This window comes from Streptomyces sp. NBC_00620, from assembly GCF_026341825.1.
GTDB lineage: Bacteria > Actinomycetota > Actinomycetes > Streptomycetales > Streptomycetaceae > Streptomyces.
This window is the reverse complement of sequence record NZ_JAPENY010000002.1, coordinates 823364-836990: the sequence shown is the minus strand read 5'-3', so window position 1 is coordinate 836990 and position 13627 is coordinate 823364. Positions and strand designations below refer to the sequence as shown.

12 protein-coding genes are annotated in these 13627 nt (G+C 70.1%); 6 read left to right on the top strand and 6 right to left on the bottom strand.

Annotation, left to right across the window (positions count from 1 at the left end; genetic code table 11):
• Positions 1 to 47 precede the first annotated feature (47 nt).
• Together OG246_RS22940 and OG246_RS22935 are read right to left on the bottom strand one after the other, a co-directional pair.
• The gene (locus tag OG246_RS22940) at positions 48 to 923 is read right to left on the bottom strand and encodes a triacylglycerol lipase (protein WP_266466650.1); all 876 of its coding nucleotides are present in this window, start codon (positions 921 to 923) and stop codon (positions 48 to 50) included.
• A gap of 173 nt (positions 924 to 1096) precedes the next feature.
• Positions 1097 to 1543, bottom strand: a complete 447-nt coding sequence (locus OG246_RS22935; RefSeq protein WP_266466647.1) for a MarR family winged helix-turn-helix transcriptional regulator — start codon at positions 1541 to 1543, stop codon at positions 1097 to 1099.
• Positions 1544 to 1644: 101 nt separating this feature from the next.
• Here OG246_RS22935 and OG246_RS22930 point away from each other — a divergent pair, with 101 nt between their 5' ends.
• Complete coding sequence (locus OG246_RS22930) at positions 1645 to 2019, top strand: cupin domain-containing protein (RefSeq protein ID WP_266466644.1); 375 nt, start codon at positions 1645 to 1647, stop codon at positions 2017 to 2019.
• On the opposite strand, the gene OG246_RS22925 is transcribed toward OG246_RS22930, so the two are convergent.
• Entirely contained in the window at positions 1997 to 3139 is a 1143-nt protein-coding gene (locus OG246_RS22925) for an NADAR family protein (protein WP_266466642.1), read from the bottom strand. The two genes, OG246_RS22930 and OG246_RS22925, sit on opposite strands and share 23 nt — an antisense overlap.
• Positions 3140 to 3304: 165 nt before the next feature.
• Here OG246_RS22925 and OG246_RS22920 point away from each other — a divergent pair, with 165 nt between their 5' ends.
• Positions 3305 to 6769: a DNA polymerase III subunit alpha gene (locus OG246_RS22920; protein WP_266466639.1), complete on the top strand. Its 3465-nt coding sequence runs from the start codon at positions 3305 to 3307 to the stop codon at positions 6767 to 6769.
• A gap of 62 nt (positions 6770 to 6831) precedes the next feature.
• On the opposite strand, the gene OG246_RS22915 is transcribed toward OG246_RS22920, so the two are convergent.
• Positions 6832 to 7665, bottom strand: a complete 834-nt coding sequence (locus tag OG246_RS22915) for an alpha/beta fold hydrolase (RefSeq protein WP_266466636.1) — start codon at positions 7663 to 7665, stop codon at positions 6832 to 6834.
• 281 nt (positions 7666 to 7946) lie between these two features.
• The gene (locus tag OG246_RS22910) at positions 7947 to 8249 is read right to left on the bottom strand and encodes a tautomerase family protein (RefSeq protein ID WP_266466633.1); all 303 of its coding nucleotides are present in this window, start codon (positions 8247 to 8249) and stop codon (positions 7947 to 7949) included.
• A 330-nt stretch (positions 8250 to 8579) separates the two neighbouring features.
• Here OG246_RS22910 and OG246_RS22905 point away from each other — a divergent pair, with 330 nt between their 5' ends.
• From OG246_RS22905 to OG246_RS22890, 4 genes are read left to right on the top strand one after another with little or no spacing between them, the layout of a single operon-like run.
• Positions 8580 to 8987, top strand: a complete 408-nt coding sequence (locus tag OG246_RS22905) for a nuclear transport factor 2 family protein (RefSeq protein ID WP_266466629.1) — start codon at positions 8580 to 8582, stop codon at positions 8985 to 8987.
• 55 nt (positions 8988 to 9042) lie between these two features.
• Positions 9043 to 9333, top strand: a complete 291-nt coding sequence (locus OG246_RS22900) for a YciI family protein (RefSeq protein WP_266466627.1) — start codon at positions 9043 to 9045, stop codon at positions 9331 to 9333.
• 11 nt (positions 9334 to 9344) lie between these two features.
• Positions 9345 to 9551: a hypothetical protein gene (locus OG246_RS22895; RefSeq protein ID WP_266466623.1), complete on the top strand. Its 207-nt coding sequence runs from the start codon at positions 9345 to 9347 to the stop codon at positions 9549 to 9551.
• A gap of 38 nt (positions 9552 to 9589) precedes the next feature.
• Positions 9590 to 10576 carry a zinc-dependent alcohol dehydrogenase family protein gene (locus tag OG246_RS22890; RefSeq protein ID WP_266466620.1) on the top strand — a complete coding sequence of 329 codons (987 nt, stop codon included), beginning with the start codon at positions 9590 to 9592 and terminating at the stop codon, positions 10574 to 10576.
• A 21-nt stretch (positions 10577 to 10597) separates the two neighbouring features.
• Here the strand turns inward: OG246_RS22890 and OG246_RS22885 are convergent, their stop codons facing one another.
• Positions 10598 to 13342, bottom strand: a complete 2745-nt coding sequence (locus OG246_RS22885; protein WP_266466618.1) for an AAA family ATPase — start codon at positions 13340 to 13342, stop codon at positions 10598 to 10600.
• Positions 13343 to 13627: the final 285 nt, after the last annotated feature.

Genomic DNA, 13627 nt, shown 5'->3' with positions numbered 1-13627 from the left:
CCGGGGTCTGTCCGGCGGCTCAGGCAGGACAGACCCCGGCGGCGTGCTCAGCCGAGCACGGACGCGCAGGTGGTGGCGGTGGCGTGCGAGGGATCGAGCGCGTTGACCACCTCGTGGAAGGCGATGCGGTCGAGGAGGCCGATCGCCGCGTGCTCGGAGAGGTCGACGGCGCACAGGTCCTGCAACAGGACGTTGTGGACGTCGGATCCGGTGAGGAACTGTGAGCGGTACGGCGTGACCACCTCGTCGTACTTGGTGGCGATGACCGTGTAGTGGACGCCCGCGACGGTGTCCCCGCCCGCGTTGAGCTTGGTCAGGAACGCGGATCCGGCGATCTGGTCGGCGAGTGCCGGAGTCGCCGTGGAGAGCAGGTCCTCGGCGCCGGGGAAGTACGCCAGCAGGTTGGTGAGGCCGTTGAGGGTGGTGCCGTGGTTGTCGGGCGCGATGCCGACGAGGGCGTTCACCTTGGCGGCTCCGCCGAGGAACTTGAGGTAGTAGCGGGGCATCATGCCGCCCTGCGAATGGCCCACGAGGTCGGCCTTTGTGGAGCCGGTCGCGGCGAGCACCTTGTCGACGAAGACCTGGAGCTGCTCGGCCGACTTGTCGATCGGGCCGAGGCCGTTGAAGAGCGGGACTCCGGGCAGTTGCCCGTAGTCGAGGGAGTAGACGCAGTAGCCCCGGTTCACCAGGTAGGGCGCGAGGCCCAGCCAGTTGTCGACGGAGTTCGCGAAGGTGCCGTGGACGAGGACGACGGGGCGGGGGTGTGCGGTGGACGGTTTGCAGGAGTAGTTGTTCCAACCGCTGGTGGGCGCGGCGGCCTCGGTGGCTGCGGTGGCGGTGGCGGAGGCGGTGGGGACGATGACGACCGTGGCGGTCAGGAGGAGCGCGGCCAGCGGTCTGAGCATTCGCTTCCAGGGCAGCATCGTGTGATCTCCTTGCGGCTCAAGGGAGTTGCGACGGCGTACGCCCTGTGATCCGGATCACGAGGATGCTGTTCACTCGTCAAGTTACGAGTGAGTAGTCCAAGTGTGAAGTTACGCGTCAGTAAAAACTTCCAGCGGTAGTCGATGGCTGTGATAAAGCCACTGACGTACCGTCACCAGGCGGGCTTGATGGGACCATAGGGCGCAATACGCGCCAAACGGTCGCGCAACGCCCGAACTTCACCCTCGCCGAGCAGTTCGACCCAGGGCCGGACGGCCTCCGCCGCCGCTTCCTCCGCCGCACGTGTGCAGGCCCAGCCGAGCTCGGTCAGCACGAGCAGCCGGGCGCGCGCGTCACTGGGATGCGGCCGCCGCTCGACGTACCCCTTGCGCACCACCTCGTCGACGAGCTGACTCGCGGCCTGCTTGGTGACCCCGAGATGCGCCGCGAGGTCGGTGACCGTCGCCCCGTCCGGCGCGAGCCGCGCGAACGCGAAGCCGTGCGCGGGCCGCACCCCCTCGAACCCCCGGGCGACGACACCCTCGTGGATACGCTGCGTCAGCTCGCCCGCGGCGGCGAGCAGCACGGCGGACAGGGCGATGGCCTCGGAGTTCTGCACGGAAGCATTGAAACACTCTTGACGACTTGGTCAAGCTGCTTGACTATGTACCAAGTAGTCAAGCAGCTTGACCAAATAGCCATTGCAGAGGGAGATCCGCCATGCCCGTAGTCCGCTCCTCCGAAGGCCTCGTCCACGAGATACACGGCGCCCGCTTCGTCTCGTACGCCACTCCCCGCACCGGCAGCAAGGAGCTGTGCGCCTGGCGGGGCGAGATCCCCGCCGGGACCAAGGCCCCCGTGCACACCGTCAACCGCGAGGAGATCTTCCATCTCCTCTCCGGCGAACTGCTGATCACCCTCGACGGCCGCGCCGAGCGGATCACCGCGGGCGACACGGTGATCATCAACCCCGGCGCGACGTTCGGCGTCGAGAACCCCACCCAGGAGACCGCGACCTCCTGGGTCACCACGTCCATCGACCTCCAGGCGGAGCTGGCCGACGGCACGGTCCTCACTCCGCCGTGGGCCAACTGACCTGCCAGGCAAGCTCGGAGCGCGTCAGCTCCAGCAGCCGGCCCATCCAGTTCCGTCCGCGGTTGTCGGGGACGTCTCTCCAGTAGGGGGATTCCGAGTAGCCCGTGTAACTGAGCCTCGCGTCCCCCGTGGAGAGGAGCACTTCCGCGAGTCCGGGGTGCTGGGTGAACTTCGCGCGCAGCAGCCCGGCCATGACGGCGAGCCGCACCTCGGCCCAGTCGGCCCGCCGCGTGGCCCGGCCGCCCAGGTCGTGCGCCTCCCGGCCCGAGGGCGCCTCCCGGATGCGCCTGCTGTCGGTGGCGTCGGCCGCCGACAGCGACCAGTACCCGTGCAGTACGGAGGCGTACGTCTGCCCCGCGAAGGCGATCTCCACGGGGTAGTCGTTGCGCAGCACGAACAGGTCCGGCTCCTCCGGCCAGCCGCGCGGGTAGATGACCTGGTGGGAGACGACGGCCGGCCGGCCCGCCCCGGCCGGGTCGTCGGCGTACCGGACGGCTCGTTGCTCCTCCTCGCGCCGGACGCCCTCGTCTCCGCGACGGAAGTAGTCGAGGGCCTCCTGCCGCAGTTCCGGCGTCACCACGGGCCCGTCCCCGTCGACGGCCTCGCCGATGGCGGTGGTCAGGATGCGCAGGGGACGGTCCTGGCGGTCCATGTCGCCCAGGACGTAGATACGGAGGTGGGGCGGGACCGCGAGATAGGCGTCGCGCAGCGCGAGCCGGTGGGGCTCGGTCGGCTCCTGCTGGTAGCGCTGGATGGCGTCGTGGCACCGCTGCACAACGGTCGGCCGTCCGCTCAACTCCTCGATCAGGTCGGCGACTTCGAGGAGGAAGCCGTCCGGGGTCAGCAGTTCGCTGTCGCGGGAGGCCCACTTGGACTTGGGCGGTTCGGCGGGACGGGCCGGGGCGTCGGGCCGGGGCGCCGAGATCCGGCCCGAGGCCAGCAGCTTCTCCAGACCGGCCAGGTCGGTCCTTTCCCCGCAGCGGACCGCTCCGTCCGCGAAGACGACCAGATCCTCGACGAAGTACTCCTCACTCCACTCGCTCCGCCGCCAGACGTGGCACCAGGCCCCGTCGATTCGCTCCCCGTCCACTGTCCGATACGTCGGTCTCCGCCAGCTCATGGGAGAACGCTAGTACCCACTGCCCGGCGGTCGGTGCTGCCTGCTGCGCGAGCGCCGCTTCGAATCGCATGCATGTTCGATGCTGGTCTATTGTGGTGTCACCACCCCGGAGGGACCGGAGTGGCGATACGGAGACAGGGGGCAGTCAGTGGCGAGGTGGTACGGATGCGCGGTTTTACGCATCTGCATGCCGTCTCCGGGTTCTCCCTGCGGTACGGCGCCTCGCACCCCGAGCAGCTTGCGGAGCGGACCGCCGAGCGGGGAATGGACGCGGTCGCCCTGACCGACCGGGACACCCTCGGCGGCGCCGTCCGCTTCGCCAAGGCCGCAGGCCAGGCCGGTGTCCGGCCTCTGTTCGGAGTGGATCTCGCAGTGGAGGCGCCTCCCGAAGCGGCCGGACGCACGGAGCGGCGACGCACACCGGCCCGCGGCGGTGCCTTCGTCGACGAGTCGGCGCAGCGCGTGGTCTTCCTGGCCCGGGACGGGGCCCGCGGCTGGGCCGAACTGTGCCGGCTGGTGAGTGCCGCGCACGTGGACACGGCGGGCGGCAAGCGCCCCTTGCTGCCCTGGAACGCCCTCGGCGGGGAGCACCTCACCGTGCTGCTCGGCCCCACCTCGGACGTCGGCCGTGCCCTGGCGGCGGGACGCCCGGACCGCGCCGCCCAGCTGCTCGCGCCCTGGCGGGAGCGGTACGAGGACGCGGCACTGCGCATCGAGGTCGTCTGCCATGGCCGCAGCGGCACCGGCACCGGTTCACTGCGGCTCGCGGCCCGCGCTCTCGGCTTCGCCGTCGACCAGCGGATCACGCCCGTCCTGAGCAATGCCGTGCGTTATGCCGACCCCGGCCAGGGCCCGGTCGCGGACGTCCTGGACTCCGCGCGCCGCCTGGTGCCGATCGATCCGCGCGGCGAGCGCGACTCCGGCGAGCGGTGGCTCAAGCCCACCGCGGACATGGCTCGTATCGCCGAGCAGGTGGCCGAGGCCGCCGGATACCGCGCGAGCACCGCCCGTCGACTGCTCGAGGTCACCGAGGAGACCGCCGCGGCCTGCCGTGTCGACCCCGAGGACGATCTGGGACTCGGCCGCGTCCACTTCCCCGAACCGGGGCTCGTCGGTGCCCATCGGCGCACTCCCGAGCGGGTGCTGCGTTCGAAGTGCGCCGCCGCGATGCTGCTGCACCACTACGACCGCGACCGCCACCGCTGGGAGCGCCTCGAGGACGAGCTGCGCCTGATCGAACGGCTGGGATACGCCTCGTACTTCCTCACCGTCGCCCAGGTCGTCGCCGACACCCGCGAACTCGGTATCCGGGTCGCCGCCCGCGGCTCCGGCGCGGGTTCCCTGGTCAACCACCTCCTCGGGATCGCCACCGCCGACCCTGTCGAACACGGTCTGCTCATGGAGCGCTTCCTGTCCGACAAGCGCGCGGAACTGCCCGACATCGACATCGATGTGGAGTCCGCCCGCCGCCTGGAGGTCTACCGGGCGATCATCGACCGCTTCGGCCCGGAGCGGGTGGCCACCGTGTCCATGCCGGAGACCTACCGGGTGCGGCACGCCGTGCGCGACGTCGGCCTTGCCCTCGGCCTGGATCCGGCCGAGGTGGACCGGCTTGCAAAATCGTTTCCGCATATCCGGGCCCGCGACGCCCGAGCCGCCCTGCAGGAACTGCCGGAACTGCGCGGCATCGACCCGGAGGCGTACGGCCCGCACATGTGGGACCTGGTCGAGGCTCTGGACGCACTCCCACGCGGCATCGCCATGCACCCGTGCGGCGTGCTGCTCTCCGACGCCACACTCCTCGCCCGTACGCCGGTCATGCCGACCAGCGGCGAGGGCTTCCCGATGTCCCAGTTCGACAAGGAGGACGTGGAGGACCTCGGACTGCTCAAGCTCGACGTGCTCGGCGTACGCATGCAGTCCGCCATGGCGCACGCCGTCGCCGAGATCGAGCGGACCACCGGGCACCGCATCGACCTGGACGACGCCGCCCAGGTACCGCCGGACGACGCGAAGACGTTCCAGCTGATCAAGTCCTCCCAGACCCTGGGCTGCTTCCAGACCGAGTCACCCGGCCAGCGCGACCTCATCGCCCGGTTGCAGCCCGAGACCTTCCACGATCTCGTCGTCGACATCTCGCTGTTCCGGCCGGGGCCGGTCGCGGCCAACATGGTCGATCCGTTCATCAAGGCCCGGCACGGGCGGCAGGCGCCCCGCTGTCCGCACCCGGACCTGGAGCCCGCACTGCGCGAGACGCACGGCGTGGTGGTCTTCCACGAACAGATCATCAAGATCCTGTCGGTCATGACCGGCTGCACCCTGGCCTTCGGCGACTACACGCGGCGGGCACTGTCGAACGCCGACCAGGTCGGACGGGTACAGGCGTGGTTCGCGCAGGAGGCGCGCAAGCGCGGATACGAGGAGGAGGTCGTCAAGCGGACCTGGGAGATCGTCGAGGCGTTCGGGGCGTACGGCTTCTGCAAGGCGCACGCGGTCGCCTTCGCCGTGCCCTCGTACCAGTCGGCGTGGCTGAAGGCCCATCATCCGGCCGCCTTCTACACCGGGCTTCTCACACACGACCCGGGGATGTATCCGAAACGGCTACTGCTCGCGGATGCCCGGCGGCGGAGCGTGCCGATCCTGCCGCTGGATGTGAATGCGTCGGATGCCGCCTATCGAATCGAACTGGTGTCTGACGAATGGGGTGATCGGCCCGTCCACGGGATCCGGCTCGCCCTGTGCGACGTGCGCGGGATGAGCGAGAGAGAGGCGGAGCGGATCGTCGCGGGGCGCCCGTACAGCTCACTCCAGGACTTCGTCTCCCGGGCCCGGCCGTCCCGACCTGTCGCCGAACGCCTCGCCCAGGTAGGCGCGTTGGACGCCTTCGGCCGCAACCGCCGCGACCTCCTTCTGCACCTTGCCGAGCTGCACCGCGGCCAACTGCGTTCTTCACAGGGACAGTTGACTCTGGGTGCGGCCGACGGGTCCCAGAGCACGGTCGCCCCTGCCCATCTGCCCGACCTGGACGACGCCGAGCGGCTCGGTGCCGAGCTCGGGGTGCTCGGCATGGACACCTCCCGCCATCTCATGGGCGATTACCGGGAGTTGCTCGACGAACTCGGCGCCGTCTCCGCGAAGCAGCTGAAAGACCTGCCGCACGGACAGGTGGTGCTCGTCGCCGGCGCGAAAGGGGCCGTTCAGACCCCGCCGGTCCGTTCCGGCAAGCGGGTCATCTTCACGACGCTGGACGACACGACAGGCCTGGTGGACTGCGCGTTCTTCGAGGACAGCCATGACGCCTGCGCGCACACCGTCTTCCACTCCTGGCTACTGCTCGTGCGCGGCGTGGTGCAGCGCCGCGGCGGAGGCAGCGGCAAGGCGCTGTCGGTGACCGGCTCCGCCGCCTGGGACCTCACCGAACTGGCCGAACTGCGCCGCGAGGGCGGCCTGTCGGCGGTGACGGAACAGCTCACCAGGACCGGCCCGCCGCCGAGCAGAGGTACGAGCAACCGCAGCCTCCAGCTGGAGACCGGTTACGCGCTGCATCCGTGGGCAGATCTGCAGCCGCCCGGCGAGTCCGTCAAGCAGAGCCGCAAGCTGTGGCACCAGAGCCCGGGTTCTGCAGGCTGACATGTGTCTCGCGGGCGGGCAGGAGGTGGCAGTGGCCGGGCTCCCGTCCGCCCGCGTGATGACTAGGAAGCGAGGAAGTCGACGAGCGCGGTGTTGACCTGGTTCGCGTGGGTCCACAGCAGCCCGTGGGGGGCGTCGTCGATCTCGACGTACTGCGCGGCGGGCACTGCCTTGGTGAACTGTCGCCCGGTGGCGTCGATCGGCAGGATCCGGTCGGCGGTTCCCTGGAGGATGAGCGTCGGTACGTCGATCTTGGCGATGTCGGCGCGCATGTCGGTGTGCCAGCTGGGCACGACGGCGGACGACGCGAACGGCGACATCTTCGTGGCGGTGATCCAGCTGCCCCGGACCGCCTCCTCGCTGATGCGGGTGCCCAGGTTCACGTCGAGGTTGTAGAAGTCGTTGAAGAAGCTGGTGAACCAGGCGTACCGGTCCTGCTGCGCGGCCGCGATGATTCCGTCGAACACGCCGGCAGGCAGGCCGGTGGGGTTGTCGGGGGTCTGCAGCAGGAACGGTTCGATGGGTGCCAGGAACGCGACCTTGCGCAGGTTGGCGGTGCCGCGGGTGCCGATGTAACGGCCGATTTCCCCAGTGCCCATGGAGAAGCCGACCAGGGAGACGTCCTTGAGCCGCAGCACGTCGAGCAGTACGTCGAGGTCGTTGGCGAAGGTGTCGAAGTCGTAGCCGGTGGTGGGCTGGCTCGACTGGCCGAAGCCGCGGCGGTCGTAGGTGATGACCCGGTGCCCGGCCTCGAGGAGCGCCGGGATCTGCAGCTCCCAGGACTTGCCGTCCAGCGGGTAGCCGTGGATCAGCACGACGGGCGAGCCCTGGCCGTGGTCCTCGTAGTACAGGTCGACGTCGGTGGTGTTTTCCTTGGCAACGGTGATGTAGGGCATGGCGCTGCTTTCTGTGCGGGAGGGGAGGGATTGGATGTGACGGAGCGGTGGTGCGAGAGGGGCGCCGGGTCAGAGGCGGCGCAGGGCCTGGACCGCGAAGGCGGCGATCTCGTGGTCCTGGGCAGGTGATACTTCGCCCGCTCCCAGCGCCCCGACGGCGTCACTGATCGGGACGCCGTCGGCAGCGAAGGCCGGCGGGAGCGTGGTGCACCGCGGGGGGCGGCGGATCGGCGGTCGCGGCGCCGAGGTACACGGACGTACGGGCCTTGGCCCGGGAAGTGTCACTTCTCCACGTAGGGGGCGGCCTTGGCGAGGTCGGGGCGGGTGACGGGGTGGCCGTCGATGGTCTGGTAGGTGGCGGCGGAGCGGCCGAGGGTGTCCAGGAGGGTGGCGGGGCCGGCGAAGGGCTTGCCGCCGATGTGCCAGCCGTCGGTGTGGAGTTCCTCGATGAGGACCCAGACGATCTCGCGGAAGGCCTCGGATCCCTCGAACTTGACCATGACCTCGGTCAGTGCGGCGGCCATGTCGTGCTTCTCCTGGGTGGTGAACACTCCGTCGACCAGCTTGACGTTGACGAACGGCATGGGGTGCTCCTTGGGTCGGGATGCGTTGTCCCGCCGAGTGGCGGGGACAACTGAATCGTCATCCCGGGGGCATCCGGCCCGCACCAGTCATCCGACCTGACTGCAAGGACTTCCTGAGCAGCGGCGTCGCCGCGCCGAGGCCGTGCCGCCCATCGCACCACGTGCCATGGCCCCACATAGGCATGCATCGGGCCTGTGCCCGCACGCGCCGGTGGTGGCCCCGCGCGGCCCGAACCGGGTCGGATGACTCGTGCTCGGCGCGGCAGGGGCGACGACCATGGAAAGGACGGCGCAGCCGCCGAATCCCCCACCGATGAAACGAGAAACCCCATGTCCGAGAAATCAAACAAGCAGCTGGTCGCGGAGGCGTTCGACGCCTGGGCCGCCGGCACCGGTGGGGTGTTCGACCTCCTCGCCGAGGACGCCGACTGGACCATCGTCGGCAACAGCGTCGCCTCCGGCACCTACCCCACCCGCGAGGCGTTCCTCTCCACGGTCATCGCCCCGTTCAACGCGCGGATGAGCAGCCCGCTCGTGCCGACCGTCCGCGCGCTGTACGCCGACGGGGACACCGTGGTCGCCCTGTTCGACGCGAGCGCCACGGTGCGGGACGGCTCTCGCTACGACAACACCTACGCCTGGTTCCTGACCATGCGTGACCAGCGGATCGTCAGCGCTGTCGCGTTCTTCGACAGCGTCGAGTTCAACGACTTCTGGGCCCGGGTCGAGCCTGCCTGACCCCTACCGCCTCAACCCCCTTGACCGCCCCGTCCGAAGATCGGAAGTGCACACCATGTTTGTTGTGATCCTCGACTACACCGCGCCGCTCGAAGAGATCGACCGCCACCTGGAAGCCCACAACGCCTGGCTGGAGGAGAACTACGCGGCCGGCCACTTCATCGCCTCCGGCCGCCAGGACCCCAGGACCGGCGGCCTCGTCCTGGCCCGGGCCGCCGACCGCGAGGCACTGGACCGAATCCTGGCCCTGGACCCGTTCGGCATCGCCAAGGTGGCCACGCACACGGTCATCGACTGGCGCCCCTCGCGCGCGAGTGCCGAGGCCCAGTGGCTGCTGCAGCCGTGATCCTCACACCGGTGATGCGAGTGATCGTGCCCTACCTCCGGGGCCACGGCCCCACTCGCTCCCGGGACCCCGCCACCCCACAGTCGGGGCAGCAGCGCCGGGTGCCGCACGCCGGGCACATCCTCCCCCAGGAGAACCCCGCCGCCTTCACGGCAGCGGTCCTCGACCTGGCGACCCCCGCGCGACCGGCCCGACACCAGTTCCACCGCCCCTCATGACGGCGGCCACCACCCGGACCCACCGAAAGACAGTGACCATGCGCGCAGCCGTGCTCAGACAATTCGCCACCCCGCTGGAACTGGCCGACATCGCCACACCAATGACCGGCGCCGGCCAGATCCTGGTCAAGATCGCCGCCAGCGGCGTGAACCCCCTGGACACCAAGATCCGCGCCGGTCTGGCCTCACACGCCCGTACTGTCCTGCCCGCGGTGCTGGGCCTGGACCTGGCCGGCACTGTCGAGGAGGTCGGTCCGCAGGTAACCGGCTTCGCCGTCGGCGACGAGGTGTACGGGCTGAGCGGCGGCGTCGGCGACCTGCAGGGATCACTGGCTCAGTACGTCGCCGCCGATGCCCGCCTGCTCGCCCACAAACCCGCCACTCTGACCATGCGCCAGGCCGCGGCGCTGCCGCTGTCGGTCGTCACCGCATGGGAGGGGCTGGTGGACCGGGCTCAGGTCGGTGCCGGGCACAAGGTCCTGGTGCACGGCGGAGCGGGCGGCATCGGCCACGTCGCGGTACAGATCGCCCGCGCCCGTGGCGCCGAGGTCTTCGCCACCGCCTCGGCCGCCGACGCCGAGACCGTCCGCCGGCTCGGCGCCACCGCGATCGACTACGCCACCACCGAGGTGGAGGAGTACGTCGCCGCCCACACCGGCGGCGAAGGCTTCGACATCGTCTTCGACACCGTCGGGGGCACGGTCCTGGACAACTCCTTCGCCGCGGTACGCCCTTACACCGGCCACGTCCTGAGTGCCCTGGGCTGGGGCAGCCACAGCCTGGCCCCGCTCTCCTTCCGCGGCGCCACCTACTCCGGGGTCTTCACCCTGCTGCCCATGCTCACCGGTAAGGGCCGCGAGCACCACGGCGAAATCCTGCGCAAAGCCGCCACCCTGGCCGACGCAGGCCTGCTCAAGCCGCTGCTGGACCCCCGCCGCTACACCCTGGACGCGGTTGCCCAGGCCCACGCGGCCGTCGAGGACGGATCGGCCCACGCCAAGATCGTCGTCGACATCGAGGCCTGACCCGTCGCGAAGGGCCCCGGGCTACGGAGACTCTGGGTCATCGTGCTGCTCACTCAGGGAGGTGAGTGCGTCCCGCAGGCCGGCGCGCGCGGTGACGCCGAGCTTGGGGAACACGTGGTACAGGTGCCCGCTGACGGTGCGCGCGGACAGGTGCAGCCGCTCCCCTATTGCCTTGTTCGTCAGACCCGAGGCCGCGAGCGTGGCGATCTGGAGCTCCTGCGGAGTGAGCTGCACCTGGCTCACGTCGGCCTGCCGGCGCGACAGGCCGGTGGCGCTCATTTCGTTCCTGGCCCGCTCGGCCCAGGGTGCGGCCCGCAGGCGGTCGAACAGCGCCAGGGCGGCGGCCAGTTGCACACGTGACTCGACCGTGGCGCGCTCACGGCGCAGGTGCTCGCCGTACGCCAGCAGCACGCGCGCGCGTTCGAAGGGCCACAGCTCCTCGGGCGCCGCCGCCAGTGCTCGCTCGAAGTGGGCACTGGCCACCTCGCCGCCGGACACCAGCCCCTGTGCCGCCGCCACGAGCAGCGACCAGCGGGAGGAGATCTTCGTGATGCCCATGCGCAGCATCGCGTCGACGAATCCCTGGGCCTGGACCGTGCGACCGGTCCGCACGGCCGCCTCGACCAGGTCGTAGGCCACGAACAGCTGTAGTTGATGGGCGGTGCCGGGCTCCAGTCCGCGTGGACTGATCCTGGTCGCCTCTGTGTACGCCGTCTCGAAATCGCTGCGTCCTATGGCAGCGAGGGTCCGTACGCGGTGCACGTGCTGCGGCACGATGAAGGCATGGCGGGGGATCGACCAGGCCAGCATCTCCTTCAACGGTTCCTCGGCCTCTTCCTGCTGCCCGAGCGCGGCTGCGGCGAGGGCCCTGCTGTAGTGCAGGAACCAGATGAAATTGACGTACCCGTAGGCCTGGGCGCGTTCGAGCCCCTCCTCGGCGAAACGCTGGGTGTCGTCCCACCGCCCGGCAAGATAGCTCTCCGCGCACAGCAGCATGAGCGCATTGGTGACGGAGGCGACGGCACCCGTGCGGGCGGCGTCCTGCCAGACGCGTAGCAGCGGTTCCCGCAGGTCGGCGAGGCGGTCGACATCGTTGGCGACATAGCCGACGCGGATGATCTGCCCGGGGTCCCGCTCCGTCGCCAGCGCCGCGATCTGCCGGTCCAGGATGTCCAGGGCCTCCGTGGAGACAGTGGCCGGATTGGACACGACCTCGGAGCGGATGAGCAGGCCGCCCGGCAGCTTGTCGCGGTACCTGTCCACCATTTCGAGGTAGGGGTCCCACATCTCCTTGCGCCCGTTGAGCGAGGCGATCACCGAAAGGACCCAGATCGCGGCCTTGACCTCGTCCGCGGTCGGTTCCGCGGCGGGGGCCCGCAGAGCGGTGGTGAGCACCCGGAACGCCGAGACGACGTCCGCGTCGGAGTACAGCATGAGGGAGGCCGCGGCCGAGGCGGTCGCGAGCGAGCCGGCGTTGGCGTGGAGGCGGCGTGCGTCGGTGAGCAGCTGCGAGACCGACTGGAGGTCTCCCATCACCTCGGCCGCGAAGTGCGCGGCCCCCGCCAGGCGCTGTGCTCGGTGCTCGGCATCCGGGCTCAGATCGGCCGACCGGGTCATCGCTGCCACCGCCGCTGACGGGTCTCCCCGTTTGAGTGCCTGGATCGACTCGCGCTGAAGGAGGGTGGCCACCTCCTCGTCGGGGCCGATGGACGCGTCGGCGAGGTGCCAGGCGCGGCGGCCGGGGTCCGCGGTAGGGCACTTCGCCAGTGCCCGGTGGGCCCTGCGCCGCGACTCGGGTCCGGCCAGTCCGACCACTGCGGAGCGCACCAGCGGGTGCCGGAAGACCACCGAGTGGCGGTCGATCACGACAATGCGCTCGCGTTCGGCGATGTCCAGCTGGGCTGCGGCACCGGGGCCGGCCACGCCCTCGTCGGACAGCGCGTGGCCCGAGCCGTCGAGTGCGAGCAGCAGCAGTAGATCCTGGGTCTCGGAGGCCAGCGCGGCGATACGGTCGGTGAACATCCGGCTGAGCCGCTCGGTCAACGGCAGGACGGCGGGCAAAGCCTCGGCGGTCGGGTACCGGTCCGAGGTCAGGGTGGCCGGCAGTTCGATCAGGGCGAGCGGGTTCCCCTGGGCCTCGGTGACGATGCGCAGCCGCACGTGCTCGGCCAGATCCGGGTAGCGGTCGATCAGCAGGGTCTCGGCCGCCGAGTCGTCGAGGGAGCGGATCGTGAGGCTGTTGACCTCCCCGCGTACCGGGAGGGGCTTCTCGGTTGTGCGGACCGTCGACAGCACGCGCACCGCGGTGCCGTCGACCCGACGGGCCACGAAGGCCAGGACGTCGGCGCTCGCCTCGTCGAGCCACTGGGTGTCGTCGACCAGGACGACCAGCGGCCGGTCCTGTGCGGCGAGCAGGAGCAGTGACAGGACTGCGGTCGAGATCATGATGCGCGAAGGGGTCGCACCCTCACCGAAGCCCAGTGCCACCCGCAGGGCGCTCTCGTGCGGCGAATCGAGCTGGGGGAACATCGTGGCCAGCGGCACGAGCAGCTGATTGAGTCCCGCGAACGCGATATTGGCCTCGAACTCGGCACCGGCGGCCCGCAGCGTCCGCATGCCATTCGCCACGGCCAGGTCGGCGGCGGCATCGAGCAGGACCGACTTCCCCACGCCGGGCTCGCCGAAGAGCGTGAGCGATCCGCCCAGCCGTGCGGTGTCCTCGATGACGGCCCTGATGAGGTCCAGTTCGGCGGAACGTCCCGTCAAGTCGGAAACGGCCTGACCGTGCTCAGGTCTTCCATGTTCCGCGGTCATCGGGGTGGCTCCTCTTCGCGGGTGCACAACCCATTGTCGGTCACCTCGACAAGGAGGGGCCCTGGTGTGGCGGGTGGTGCCTCACTGCCGCTCCCGAACAACGGCACCCACTCGCAAGCCGGTGCCGACGAGTCACGACGACACCGCACCTGCCAAAAGTCGCGTGTTCGAATTACGTTCGATATATTGTTCGGGGGCGGACGAACCACCCCTGCAGCTGGAAGTGGGCGGAGCGGG

What these genes read in the sequence shown, in the direction of transcription:
- OG246_RS22910 (WP_266466633.1), bottom strand. Translation starts at nt 8,249, where the DNA reads ATGCCGTTCGTCAACGTCAAGCTGGTCGACGGAGTGTTCACCACCCAG.
- OG246_RS22940 (WP_266466650.1), bottom strand. Translation starts at nt 923, where the DNA reads ATGCTGCCCTGGAAGCGAATGCTCAGACCGCTGGCCGCGCTCCTCCTG.
- OG246_RS22925 (WP_266466642.1), bottom strand. Translation starts at nt 3,139, where the DNA reads ATGAGCTGGCGGAGACCGACGTATCGGACAGTGGACGGGGAGCGAATC.
- OG246_RS22915 (WP_266466636.1), bottom strand. Translation starts at nt 7,665, where the DNA reads ATGCCCTACATCACCGTTGCCAAGGAAAACACCACCGACGTCGACCTG.
- OG246_RS22890 (WP_266466620.1), top strand. Translation starts at nt 9,590, where the DNA reads ATGCGCGCAGCCGTGCTCAGACAATTCGCCACCCCGCTGGAACTGGCC.
- OG246_RS22905 (WP_266466629.1), top strand. Translation starts at nt 8,580, where the DNA reads ATGTCCGAGAAATCAAACAAGCAGCTGGTCGCGGAGGCGTTCGACGCC.
- OG246_RS22920 (WP_266466639.1), top strand. Translation starts at nt 3,305, where the DNA reads ATGCGCGGTTTTACGCATCTGCATGCCGTCTCCGGGTTCTCCCTGCGG.
- OG246_RS22900 (WP_266466627.1), top strand. Translation starts at nt 9,043, where the DNA reads ATGTTTGTTGTGATCCTCGACTACACCGCGCCGCTCGAAGAGATCGAC.
- OG246_RS22930 (WP_266466644.1), top strand. Translation starts at nt 1,645, where the DNA reads ATGCCCGTAGTCCGCTCCTCCGAAGGCCTCGTCCACGAGATACACGGC.